We start from the raw sequence: 12429 nt of genomic DNA on the forward strand, positions 1-12429 counted from the left end.
TAATGGATCAGCAAAATGAACTCGTTGATCGGCTGTTAACGTATATGAAAGAAGAGTCTTACAAGCCGCTCACAGTGAAAGAGCTGGAAGAAATGATGCAGATTGAAGATTCTGCTGATTTTAAGGACTTTGTAAAAGCCCTTGTTTATATGGAAGAAAAGGGGCTAGTCGTTCGGACGAGAGCCAATCGTTATGGCCTGCCGGAGAAAATGAACTTAATCCGCGGCAAGATTTCCGGTCATTCAAAAGGATTTGCCTTTTTAATACCAGAAGAGCCGGGGATGGATGATGTCTTTATTCCGCCCCATGAAACGAACGGGGCTTTAAATGGAGACATTGCTCTTGTACGGATTACATCGGAAACGAGCGGATCACGTCGGGAAGGGACCGTTGTTCGCATTCTCGAACGCGGAAAAACAGAGATTGTCGGTACATACACGGACAGCAAGCATTTTGGATTTGTTATTCCGGATGACAAAAAGTTTGCGAGCGACATTTTTATCCCGAAGGAGGCTGCTCATGGCGCTGTTGAGGGCCATAAAGTCGTCGTGAAAATTACTTCTTATCCTGATGGCCGCAAGAGTGCTGAAGGAGAAGTCATCAACATTCTTGGCCATAAAAATGATCCGGGCGTTGATATTATTTCGATCATTTACAAGCATGGTCTGCCGCAAGAATTTCCTGAAGAGGTAATGGCGCAGGCACATGCTGTACCGGAAACAATTAGTGAAAAGGATATAGAAGGCCGCCGGGATTTGCGTGATCAAACGATTGTAACGATTGACGGGGCCGATGCGAAAGATTTAGATGATGCTGTTACCGTGACCAAGCTTGATAATGGCAATTATAAGCTTGGCGTTCACATTGCGGATGTCAGTTATTATGTGACAGAAGGTTCACCTATTGATGAAGAAGCATATGAGCGGGGAACAAGTGTCTACTTAGTTGACCGCGTCATTCCAATGATTCCGCATCGTCTTTCCAACGGCATTTGTTCATTGAATCCGAAAGTGGACCGATTGACGCTCTCGTGTGAAATGGAGATTAACCCATCAGGGGAAGTGGTCAAACATGAGATCTTCCAAAGTGTTATTAAGACGACAGAGCGAATGACGTACAACGATGTGAATCAAATTCTCGTTGACAAAGACGAAGAACTACGGGCTAAATACGAACCGCTCGTGCCGTTGTTTGAGAATATGGAAGAGCTGGCGGCTATTTTACGCAGAAAGCGGGAAAAACGCGGCGCTATTGACTTTGATTTTAAAGAATCAAAAGTCATTGTCGATGAAGACAGCAAACCAATCGATGTCGTGTTGCGTGAACGCTCCGTTGCCGAACGGTTAATTGAAGAGTTCATGCTGGCAGCGAATGAAACAGTAGCTGAACATTTCCATTGGATGGACGTTCCATTCATTTATCGAATCCATGAAGATCCAAAAGAAGATAAATTACAGCGTTTCTTTGAGTTTATTACGAATTTTGGGCTTGTTGTAAAAGGTACATCAAACGCTGTGCATCCACGGGCTTTACAAGAGGTGCTGGAAGCGATTCAAGGGAAGCCGGAAGAGGTAGTCATCTCAACAGTTATGCTTCGTTCTATGCAGCAGGCGAAATACTTTGATGAGAGCTTAGGCCACTTTGGATTATCAACGGATTATTATACTCATTTCACTTCGCCAATTCGCCGTTATCCGGATTTAATTGTACACCGTTTGATCCGTACGTATTTAATTGAAAGGCATGTCGACTCAGCAACACAAGCAAAGTGGGAGGCGCGCCTGCCAGAAATTGCTGAGCACACATCAAATATGGAACGCCGGGCTGTAGAAGCAGAGCGTGACACAGATGAACTGAAAAAAGCAGAATTTATGCTAGATAAGATTGGGGAAGAATTTGACGGCATCATCAGTTCTGTTACAAACTTCGGTATGTTCGTTGAACTGGAAAATACAATTGAAGGTTTAGTTCATGTTTCTTATATGACAGATGATTATTACCGTTATGATGAGCGCCAGTTTGCTATGATTGGCGAGCGAACGGGCAATGTGTTCCGCATCGGTGACCAAATCACTGTTCGGGTGAGAGATGTCAATAAGGACGAACAATCGATTGACTTTGAAATCGTTGGCATGAAAAATATAAGAAAGCGTCCAGCTGCGGAGGCCAAAACGATTAATGTAAAATCAAAAAGCCAAAAAGCGAGCGGCCCGCAAGGAAACAGTGAAGAAGGAGCGGGCGGTGAGTGGACGAATCAGTCGCCGAACAAAAAGAAAAAACGCGGCAAGTATTATGAAGGCGTACCGAAAAAGCAAGCGAAGAAAAGACGCCGGAATAAAGGATAATAGGTACCCGGCGGCTTTTTTAGCCGCCGGGTCGGACTGAATAATGGAAGGTGAAGAAGGATGCCAAAGGGAGAAGGAAAAGTAGTCGCGCAAAACAAAAAGGCGCATCATGATTTTTTTATCGAAGAAACATTTGAAGCGGGGATTGTACTGCAAGGAACTGAAATTAAATCAATTCGCGCCGGACGGGTAAATTTGAAAGATGCGTTTGCCCGCATACAAAAAGGGGAAGTATTTGTATATAACATGCATATCAGCCCTTATGAACAAGGGAACCGTTATAACCATGATCCGCTTAGAACGAGAAAGCTGCTGCTGCACCGCAAGCAGATTGATAAGCTGATCGGGGAAACGAAGGAAGCTGGCTATTCTATTGTGCCGCTAAAAATGTACTTAAAAGACGGCTATGCGAAACTGTTAATTGGTCTGGCTAAAGGGAAGAAAAAATTCGATAAGCGGGAAGATTTGAAGAAGAAAGAAGCGAAGCGCGACGTGGAGCGTGCATTTAGAGAACGGCAAAAAGGGTGAAAAGCGAACAGCTGTTGCTTTTTTTGCTTATTATGTTATAATAAGAACTGTAGCTGAGCTTCGGACATAGAGTCCAATTCCTATTTTTATAATGGGGACGTTACGGATTCGACAGGGATAGTTCGAGCTTGGGCTGCGAGCCGAGGGGATCGTCCTCGCAAAAACGTCAAAGCCAATAATAACTGGCAAACAAAACAACAACCTCGCTTTAGCTGCCTAATAACAGCTTGAAGCGGTTCCTCCCTCCATCGCCCATGTGGTAGGGTAAGGGACTCACTCTTAGTGGGCTACGCCGTAGTTCTCCGCCTGGGGACAAAGGAAGAGATGAATCAGGCTAGCTGTCAAGACGCCCGTCGATAGGCAGAAGGAACAGCGAAACTCGAATATATCGACTACGCTCGTAGATGTTCAAGTGCCGTTATCTTTGGACGTGGGTTCGATTAGTAAATAGTCGCCTTGTATGGTAACATACAAGTGAAAATTCGGCTTTATCGGTGAAACCTAAGTCATCGAATGGTGATAAGGCAATGCCGAGCGGTATGTGGAGTAATCCAACAGCCGTGTATCGACTTATAGGCTGCCACTTAGCGGGCAGTACTAGGATGCGGAAAGCTGCCTGGAGATCCGGGTAAATCTATTTTTCGCATAAGACGCCGAAGGACCTGTCTTACTACGTAGGTTCAAGATATAGTCAGTGCCATGACGAAAGCATGGAAAAGCACGTCCCACCGTCTCCACCATACATAATTTGGTGGATATTACCTAGTTAATTAAAAGACTTGCCAAATGTGGCAAGTCTTTTTGTGTTCGTGAACAAGAAGGAGGTCTTTAACCGTTTTTATATGTTAAAAAATGCTTCCTCAAATAATAATTTTGCTTTTAACATAGCTGTTGTATACTTTCCATTTCGAGGAGTGACTCTGTCGTAGTGTTCCAATATCCATATGGCTCGATTTCTTTTTTATCTATTCTGAGATAGAGGGAAATTTCTTTTAAAATCATCAACACACTCTCTTTGTTCTTTATGGACAATGTATAAGAGTCCTTGTGAAGTCCAGGCTTATAATTCTTCTTGTTACTAATGGCTCCACCAGTTAGTGTTTGAATGTATAGAAGAAGCTCTTTATCCGACGAAGAAATGGTAATGCAAGGCGCCGATGTTCTCATTGATGCATTCTAGTTAGTGTGATAGAGCCTTCCTCATCTATAATCCCTGCTAAATAGCCCGCTTCCCAATCTTTCATGTCCTCTCCCCCTAAATTATTGTTATTCATGAAAATGGAAGCTTTATGAAAGAAAAAACTCGTCAAGTTGTGATGCTCATCAACTTGTATAGAAGCTTCAAAAAATAGAATTGTTATTTCTATGAGTCTATTTTTCTAAGAAAGGATAATAAAAATTAAGTTTTATTTAGATAATAATCCAAGTATAGAATTTAGATGCGAGAAGCTTTACTAACCCAGCGCATAACAGCTGTAATGACATCTTCTAGTTCTCTTCCGATTGGGGTTAAGGAATAGATGACTTTTCTTGGGGAGGATTCGAATGCTTTCTTTACGACTAATCCTTCGTTTTCCAGCTCGCGCAGCCGTTCTGTGAGGAGCCGGTCAGAGATGCCTGGGATTTCATTTAGTAATTCGTGATATCTTTTATCGCCCTTCAGCAAAGTATAAATAATGATTCCCATCCAACGCTTGCCGATGAATTCAATCGTGTGGTGAAAGTTATCGCAAATCGTCGCTTTGTCTGTATGCTTCTTCTGAGAACAATTCCATTCATTTTGTTCGCTCATCATGATAACCTCAATGTTTTTTATATTAATTTTAGCATAGAGTATTTGACAACCCAAGCTTACTAGTAGTAAGCTTATTTTTGAACTTACTATTAGTAAGTTTAATTGGGAGGGAAAAGTATGATAACAACGATGCAAAGCTTATCAGAGGTCATTCGCAATCGTCACTCTGTTAGAAAATATGATCCACATTATAAAATTCCGAGACAGGAAATAGAGGAAATGCTGCAGGAAGCCATGTTAGCTCCATCATCTAGTAATCTTCAACCTTGGCGCTTTATCGTCATTGATGATGAAGAAACGAAAAAGGAACTGAAGGCTATTGCTTATAATCAGGAGCAAGTTGAGACATCTTCAGCGGTTATTGCCGTTTTAGGTGACATTGAAATGTACAAGAATGTCGAAAAAGTATACCGTAGCAGCTATGAGGCAGGTTTCATCGACGAAGAGAGCATGAACAAGCTGATTCAAAATACGAATAATAGTTATCCGAATGCGCCTGTTGAAGCAAGAGCTAATATTGCTTCATTTGACACAGGCCTCGTCTCGATGCAGCTTATGCTGATTGCCAAAGCGAATGGTTACGATACGGTGACTATGGGTGGATTTGATAAGCAAAAATTTGCTGAGCGGTTTGATGTGCCAGAAAGATATATTCCAATTGTTTTAATCGCTCTTGGCAAGGCCGCTGCGCCAGCTCATAAAACGACCCGGCTGCCACTTGAAGAAATGGTTCGTTTTATCTGATTAAATAACATCCCCTATTACTAGGGACATAAAGGAGCATTCTGCGATTTTGCAGGCTGCTCCTTTGTTCGTTTTATTAAGGATAAAAAAATAACAAATTAATCAAAAAACAGTTGACAATTACAACTATTTTTAATATTCTAAACGAAACATAGCGGATGACGATTGTGGGAGAGTGCGAGTAATGAGCCACCGAAGGAGCAAGTTCCAAAAAAGACCCTTGGAACTAATCTCTCAGGTAGAAGAACCACAATGGGACGCACCTCTGGAGAGCGCGTTTAAATACGCCACCAAAGGGGAAGACTCGATCCGATCGCTGGATGGAGTTAAACTCTCAGGTAAAAGGACAGAGAAGGGAACATTACCCTTTTCTGTCCTTTTTTGTGTGCAGAAAAGGTGACGAGATAGAGCACTTTTCTAAAAGAGAAAAGTGAAAAGGCTTGGTTATTCAGCAGAGAGCGAACGAAATGTAAACGAATAGGAGGCGTAGAGATGAGTTTGCAAAACAATGATTTGACTATTTTTGAAGCGATTGAGCATGAGAGACGTCGCCAGCATGAAACGCTGGAGTTGATTGCATCAGAGAACTTTGTCAGCCCGGATGTTTTAGAAGCAATGGGAAGCGTCATGACAAATAAATATGCTGAGGGCTATCCGGGGAAACGTTATTATGGCGGCTGTGAATTTGTTGATGTGGCAGAGCGGACAGCGATTGAACGGTTAACGACACTGTTCGGTGCCAAGTATGCTAATGTTCAGCCTCATTCAGGGGCACAGGCGAACCTTGCTGTTTTTTATGCATTGCTTCAGCCTGGCGACAAAATTATGGGGATGAATCTTTCGCACGGCGGGCATTTAACTCACGGAAGTCCTGTAAGCATCTCTGGCAAGTGGTTTGAGGTAGTTTCTTACGGAGTCAAGGAAGATACACAATTAATTGATTATGACGAAGTAGAGGCGATGGCTCGTAAAGAAAAGCCAAAATTAATTATTGCCGGTGCAAGCGCTTACCCAAGAACGATTGATTTTGCTAGGTTCAAAGAAATTGCCGATCAAGTGGGTGCAAAGTTCATGGTGGACATGGCACACATCGCGGGACTTGTAGCAGCCGGTCTTCACCCTTCTCCGGTTCCTTATGCAGATGTGGTGACAAGCACCACTCATAAAACATTAAGAGGACCACGCGGCGGCATTATTTTAACGAACGACGAAGAAATCATCAAAGCGATTAATAAAGCGGTATTCCCTGGTATTCAAGGTGGCCCGTTGATGCATATCATTGCCGCAAAAGCGGTTGCTTTTAACGAAGCTCTACAGCCAGCCTTTAAAGATTACGCCAAACAAGTGATCAAAAACAGCCAAAAACTTGGGGAAGTATTAAAGAAAGAAGGAGCAGCTCTTGTTTCTGGGGGAACGGATAATCATTTGATTTTGCTAGATGTGCGTCCATGGGGGTTAACTGGAAAAGAAGCGGAGCGTCTGCTTGAAGAAGCAGGAATCACAGTGAATAAGAATACCATTCCTTACGATCCGGAAAGTCCTTTTGTGACGAGCGGAGTCCGGATGGGAACTGCTGCTTTAACAACGCGTGGAATGAAAGAAGAACAAATGGAACAGATTGCCCAAGTGATTGCTGCTGTACTGAAAAGTAAAGGAGAGCCGGCAGTAGTGGCAGAGGCTAAAGAAAAAACTGCGTCTATCTGCGGAGCTTATCCGTTATTCCAACAGCCGATCAACGTATAAGAAAGGAGCATCATAATGGAATTTCAGAGTTGCTTTGATATTATCGGACCTATTATGGTTGGACCATCAAGTTCCCATACTGCTGGTGTTGTGTCGATTGGTAAATTCATTTATGAACTGTTGGATGGTTGTCCTGAAGAGGCGGACATTATTTTCTACGACTCTTTTGCTGAAACGTATCAAGGGCATGGGACAGATAAAGCACTTCTTGGCGGGTTACTCGGCATGGGTACGGATGACCCAGGAATTCGGCATGCATTGCAGCTTGCACATAAATCGGGTCTTGACTATACGATTGAACCTCAAGGGTCTTGCCTATTCTTTGATCATCCCAATACAACGATGGTAACCGCAAAACGAGGGGATCATCTTGTAAAAGTAGGCGGAGCTTCGCTAGGAGGCGGTTTATCCAAAATCTTTATGATTAATGGACGAATGGTGGATATCCGCCTGAGCACAAGCGATGATTTTTCAGCCTTGGCTAAAAACTACCAAGTGTACCGATTAAGAGAAGAAATTGCGAGGAATGCCTGATGGAAATTTTATCAATGAGAGAACTTCTGGAATTCTGTGAAAAGGAACAGAAAACGATCGGTGAAACCATGCTGATGCTGGAAGAAAAGAAGTCAGGAAGAGATCAACAAACGATTCTTCGTATGATGGAAGAACGATTGATCAAGATGAAGGAAGCTGTTGATATTGGAACAAAGGATTCCTCTCCTGCACCAAGCGGCATTTCAGGGGGAGATGCCGTTAAGATGGGAGAGTACGTGAAGTCTGGAAAACCGCTTACAGGCAGCTATATTAGCCAGGCTATGACATTTTCACTCGCTACTTCAGAGAGCAATGCCCGAATGGGTGTCATTGTAGCCACTCCAACTGCTGGGGCAGCAGGCATTTTGCCTGGTGTGCTGTTCTCCCTGCATCAAAATGATGGAACGCCTTTTAAAGATTTGGTTATGGGATTATTCACGGCTAGCATGCTTGGATATGTAATTGCCAATCGCTCATTCATTTCAGGTGCTGCTGGCGGTTGTCAGGCGGAGGTTGGCTCGGCGGCTGCGATGGCTGCCGGCACCATTACGGAATTAAAGGGAGGAAGCCCGCAGCAAGCGGTACATGCAACCGCTATAGCGATGAAATCTCTTTTAGGGTTAGTTTGTGATCCTGTGGCGGGTCTTGTCGAAGTGCCTTGCGTTAAACGAAATGCAATTGGCACATCCATCGCCTTTTCTGCTGCCGATCTGGCTCTGGCCGGGGTAGAAAGCCGGATTCCATGTGATGAAGTGATTGAGGCGATGTATAAAGTGGGGAAAGACATGCCAAGAACACTTCGAGAAACAGCTCTTGGGGGACTTGCCGTAACGGAAACGGGACTCAAGGTTAAAGAACGGCTGTTTTGCAGTAAAAAATAATGAAAAGTTCGTAAAGCAATACAGACATCGTGTAGAGGGAACGACACTTTGGTCTGGATCTAACATCACGATAAAAGGGGAAGCGTGAGTTTGACCGCTACGTATTTTCAGGGGGAAGAAAGGATGGGGTATAGCTTTGGGTAGTTGTCCCCATCCATACACAAAAAAGACGTCGCGATAGAGGTGCGGTCTTACCCAAAAGGGGTTTATTAAGTTTTTATATAAATAAAAGAAAAAGCGTTTGTAGAGAAAGGGAGAAAAGAAACAATGACAAAAGCGACTGCAGATTTACTATATAGCCAAGAACACGAATGGGTATTTCAACTAAGTGGCAACCGCGTAAGAATCGGTATTTCTGATTATGCACAAAAACAGTTGGGCGATATCGTATTCGTAGAAAATCCAGAAGTGGATGGCGAAGTAACAGCAAATGAATCGATGGGAACAATTGAATCGGTCAAGGCGGTATCAGAGTTATTCTCTCCGGTATCTGGCACGGTTGTGACAGTGAATGAGCTATTAGAGGATGAACCTGCGTTAATTAACGAGCAGCCATACGAAGACGGCTGGTTAATTGAAGTAGAAATGTCTAATCCAGAAGAGCTTAAAGAACTTTTAAGCGAAAATGGCTACCAAGAATTTATTCGTGAAGAAGAGTAAGCAGAGCATGAACGCTATTCCCTCTTTTATGTAAAACAAGAGAAGGGGAAGTTTTTTCGTTAGGAGTTAACAATCAAGCACACAGTTTTCCGTTCTATCTTTCGCACAATCAGTAGCTAGGACAGCTCAACACTGCATGACATACAAGAGAAAGAGACGGAAGACCTTCCATTATGTATGAACGTAAGGCGAAACCACTGTGAATGAAGGGCGTGAAAAAGTTACTTTCTAACCTACTCATTCTAGTGGTTTTAATTAAGTCAAAATTAAGTCAAGCGTGGTAGGAGTGGATGATATGGCGAATGAGTATGTCCGCAAACCGGAATGGCTCAAAATTAAATTAAATACAAACGAGGACTATACAGGACTAAAAAAAATGATGCGTGAAAAAAAGCTGCACACGGTTTGTGAAGAAGCAAAATGTCCTAATATCCACGAATGCTGGGCTGTGCGTAAAACGGCAACCTTTATGATTTTAGGAAGTGTCTGCACGCGTGCCTGCCGTTTCTGTGCTGTGCAGACTGGCCTTCCAACGGAACTAGATTGGAACGAGCCGAAGCGTGTAGCAGAATCAGTCGAGCAAATGGGGTTAAAGCATGTGGTCATTACGGCTGTAGCTCGTGATGATTTAAAGGATGGCGGTGCAGGCGTTTTTGCCGAAACGGTAAGAGCCGTAAGAGAACGCAACCCGTTTTGCAGCATTGAAGTATTGCCTTCTGATATGAATGGAAAATATGAAAACTTAAAGCTGTTAATGGATGCCAAACCAGATATTTTAAATCACAATATTGAAACGGTAAGAAGGTTAACGCCGAGAGTCCGTGCGCGGGCAACTTATGAGCGTTCTCTTGAACTTTTAAGAAGAGCAAAAGAACTAAATCCGCTTACGCCGACGAAATCCAGCATTATGATTGGGCTCGGAGAAACAAAGGAAGAAATTATTGAAACGATGGATGACCTATTGGCTAACAACGTAGATATCGTAACCATTGGGCAGTATTTACAACCAACAAAACGACATTTAAAGGTGCAGAAATATTGGAGTCCAGAAGAATTCAATGAATTAAAGGAGATTGCTTTAGCGAAAGGATTCAGTCATTGCGAGGCAGGCCCTCTCGTTCGTTCTTCCTATCATGCAGATGAACAGGTTCGTGCTGCTGTATCGAACCGATAAAGTGAGTAAATAAAAAGGGGAGAACAAAATGGGAGTATATGATCTTGCGATCATTGGTGGCGGAACGGGTGGATACGTTGCAGCCATTCGAGCTTCACAGTTAGGTTTAAAAACGGCAGTGGTAGAAAAGGGAGAGCTTGGTGGGACGTGCCTTCATGCAGGCTGTATCCCGAGTAAGGCATTATTGAGAAGTGCAGAAATATACAAAAATGCAAAAAATGGCGAGGAGTTTGGGGTCATTGCTCCTGAAGTACGTTTAGACTTCTCTAAGGTCCAGGCTCGAAAAGAGTCAATTACGGCCCGTTTGCTTAAAGGTATCCAGCATTTAATGAAAAAAGGGAAAATCGATGTATATGAAGGAAAGGGTCACATCGTCCAACCAAAGGCTGTTTCAGTTGAGTTGAGAAGTGGAGAAGAGAACATATTGCTAAACGCAGAAAATATAGTGATTGCAACAGGGTCTCGTCCAAGAACGCTCCCTGGTTTAGAAGCGGATGGACAATATGTGATGACATCCGACGAGGCGCTGCAAATGGAAGAGCTGCCAAGTTCTATTATCGTTGTCGGCGGCGGCGTTATTGGCATTGAATGGGCGTCTATGCTCGTTGACTTTGGTTTAGACGTAACCGTCATTGAATATGCAGACCGCATCTTGCCGACAGAAGATAAAGATATTTCAAAAGAAGTCCAGCGTCTTATGAAGAAAAAAGGTGTCAAAATTATTACAAGCGCAAAGGTATTGCCAGAAACATTAGAAAAAGGCGATGGAGTTTCGATTAGAGCAGAGCATAAAGGAAGCGAAAAATCATTTTCTGCTGATAAGTTGTTAATGTCGGTTGGAAGACAACCGAATGTTGAAGGAGTAGGCCTAGAAAATACCTCCGTCTCATTAGAGAGAGGGTTTATTAAAACCAATGAGTATTATCAGACGGATGAACCAGGCATGTATGCGATTGGCGATGTGATTGGCGGGTTACAACTTGCTCATGTTGCTTCGCATGAAGGAATGATTGCCATTGAGCATATCGCAGATCAAAATCCGTCCCCGCTTAATCCGGCGCTCGTATCAAAATGTGTATATAGCAGTCCTGAAGTTGCCAGTGTAGGATTAACAGAAGAAGAGGCACAGGAAAAAGGATATCAAGTAAAAACCGGAAAATTTTCATTCCGAGCGATCGGAAAAGCGCTTGTTTTTGGAGAAACCGACGGCTTCGTTAAACTGATCGTTGAGGAAGGATCTAATAAACTCCTAGGAGCGCATATGGTTGGACCGCATGTGACAGATATGATTACGGAAGCGGGTCTTGCTCAAGTATTGAACGCAACGTCTATGGATATTGCGCATACGATACATCCTCATCCAACCTTAACAGAAGCAATCGGCGAAGCTGCATTAGCGGTAGAGGGAAAGGAAATCCACGCTTAAAAGAGAAACTTGAGGAGGAGCAAGACTGTTTGAGCCGCGTTTCCAGAGACACTGAATAACAGGGGCATAGGCAACGTATATCGGCAGTCTGAGTCATGATTTCTTATCTCTAAAGTAAGCCTTTATAAAGACGGCTAAGGGGTACTCACTCCTTGTAGATCACTTCTTAGGAGGCATGTGAAAATGAGGAAAATCAATAAGATACTCGTAGCGAATAGAGGAGAAATTGCCATTCGCGTATTTCGTGCCTGTACGGAGCTCCATATCCGGACAGTAGCGATTTACTCCAAGGAAGATTCAGGATCTTATCACCGCTACAAAGCGGACGAAGCCTATCTTGTGGGGAAAGGCAGGAAGCCGATTGACGCTTATCTGGATATTGAAAACATTATCGAGATTGCTAAACAGGCAGAAGTTGATGCGATTCACCCAGGGTATGGTTTTTTATCAGAAAATATCGAATTTGCTAAGCGCTGTGAGGAAGAAGGCATTATTTTTATCGGTCCTACTTCTCAGCATTTAGATATGTTTGGAGATAAAGTCAAAGCGAGAATCCAGGCGCAGCGGGCGGACATTCCAGTCATCCCAGGGACAGACGG

General features: G+C 43.3%; 12 protein-coding genes, 1 other RNA gene and 2 riboswitches. Of the genes, 11 read left to right on the top strand and 2 right to left on the bottom strand.

The genetic code is table 11. The features are described 5' to 3' along the window. Window positions 1-2: 2 nt before the first annotated feature. The 3 genes from rnr to ssrA all read left to right on the top strand — a co-directional run bounded on the left by rnr (window position 3) and on the right by ssrA (window position 3316). Window positions 3-2345 (top strand): ribonuclease R, encoded by a 2343-nt coding sequence (gene rnr / locus A8F95_RS10420; RefSeq protein WP_065410433.1) that lies wholly within the window; start codon window positions 3-5, stop codon window positions 2343-2345. Window positions 2346-2405: 60 nt separating this feature from the next. After that, the gene (gene smpB, locus A8F95_RS10425) at window positions 2406-2873 is read left to right on the top strand and encodes an SsrA-binding protein SmpB (protein ID WP_049664704.1); all 468 of its coding nucleotides are present in this window, start codon (window positions 2406-2408) and stop codon (window positions 2871-2873) included. 101 nt (window positions 2874-2974) lie between these two features. Continuing rightward, window positions 2975-3316, top strand: a transfer-messenger RNA (tmRNA) gene (ssrA, locus tag A8F95_RS10430). A 436-nt stretch (window positions 3317-3752) separates the two neighbouring features. On the opposite strand, the gene A8F95_RS10435 is transcribed toward ssrA, so the two are convergent. Then, the gene (locus A8F95_RS10435; protein WP_245671239.1) at window positions 3753-4040 is read right to left on the bottom strand and encodes a hypothetical protein; all 288 of its coding nucleotides are present in this window, start codon (window positions 4038-4040) and stop codon (window positions 3753-3755) included. Window positions 4041-4308: 268 nt separating this feature from the next. After that, a complete protein-coding gene (locus A8F95_RS10440) occupies window positions 4309-4668 on the bottom strand; it encodes a winged helix-turn-helix transcriptional regulator (RefSeq protein WP_245671241.1) in 360 nt (119 codons plus the stop codon). Between the two features lie 117 nt (window positions 4669-4785). On the opposite strand from A8F95_RS10440, the gene A8F95_RS10445 reads away from it, so the two are divergent. The 8 genes from A8F95_RS10445 to A8F95_RS10480 form a co-directional block, all read left to right on the top strand. Next, entirely contained in the window at window positions 4786-5412 is a 627-nt protein-coding gene (locus tag A8F95_RS10445) for a nitroreductase family protein (protein WP_065410435.1), read from the top strand. A 158-nt stretch (window positions 5413-5570) separates the two neighbouring features. Beyond that, a riboswitch (glycine riboswitch) is annotated at window positions 5571-5672 on the top strand. A gap of 3 nt (window positions 5673-5675) precedes the next feature. After that, window positions 5676-5764, top strand: a riboswitch (glycine riboswitch). Window positions 5765-5904: 140 nt separating this feature from the next. Then, entirely contained in the window at window positions 5905-7155 is a 1251-nt protein-coding gene (gene glyA / locus A8F95_RS10450) for a serine hydroxymethyltransferase (protein WP_065410436.1), read from the top strand. A 15-nt stretch (window positions 7156-7170) separates the two neighbouring features. After that, window positions 7171-7689 carry a serine dehydratase beta chain gene (locus tag A8F95_RS10455; RefSeq protein WP_065410437.1) on the top strand — a complete coding sequence of 173 codons (519 nt, stop codon included), beginning with the start codon at window positions 7171-7173 and terminating at the stop codon, window positions 7687-7689. Next, complete coding sequence (gene sdaAA, locus A8F95_RS10460) at window positions 7689-8570, top strand: L-serine ammonia-lyase, iron-sulfur-dependent, subunit alpha (protein WP_049664691.1); 882 nt, start codon at window positions 7689-7691, stop codon at window positions 8568-8570. Before A8F95_RS10455 ends, sdaAA begins: the two co-directional genes overlap by 1 nt. A 267-nt stretch (window positions 8571-8837) precedes the next feature. Then, window positions 8838-9230 (top strand): glycine cleavage system protein GcvH, encoded by a 393-nt coding sequence (gcvH, locus tag A8F95_RS10465; protein WP_065410438.1) that lies wholly within the window; start codon window positions 8838-8840, stop codon window positions 9228-9230. A 295-nt stretch (window positions 9231-9525) separates the two neighbouring features. Continuing rightward, entirely contained in the window at window positions 9526-10404 is an 879-nt protein-coding gene (lipA, locus tag A8F95_RS10470) for a lipoyl synthase (protein ID WP_065410439.1), read from the top strand. A gap of 28 nt (window positions 10405-10432) precedes the next feature. Beyond that, a complete protein-coding gene (gene lpdA / locus A8F95_RS10475) occupies window positions 10433-11830 on the top strand; it encodes a dihydrolipoyl dehydrogenase (RefSeq protein ID WP_065410440.1) in 1398 nt (465 codons plus the stop codon). A gap of 183 nt (window positions 11831-12013) precedes the next feature. Continuing rightward, window positions 12014-12429, top strand: a 416-nt coding sequence (locus A8F95_RS10480; RefSeq protein WP_281181765.1) for a biotin carboxylase N-terminal domain-containing protein, incomplete at its 3' end; no start/stop codon positions are given.

The organism is Pseudobacillus wudalianchiensis, assembly GCF_001685015.1.
Classification (GTDB): Bacteria; Bacillota; Bacilli; order Bacillales; family Domibacillaceae; genus Pseudobacillus; species Pseudobacillus wudalianchiensis.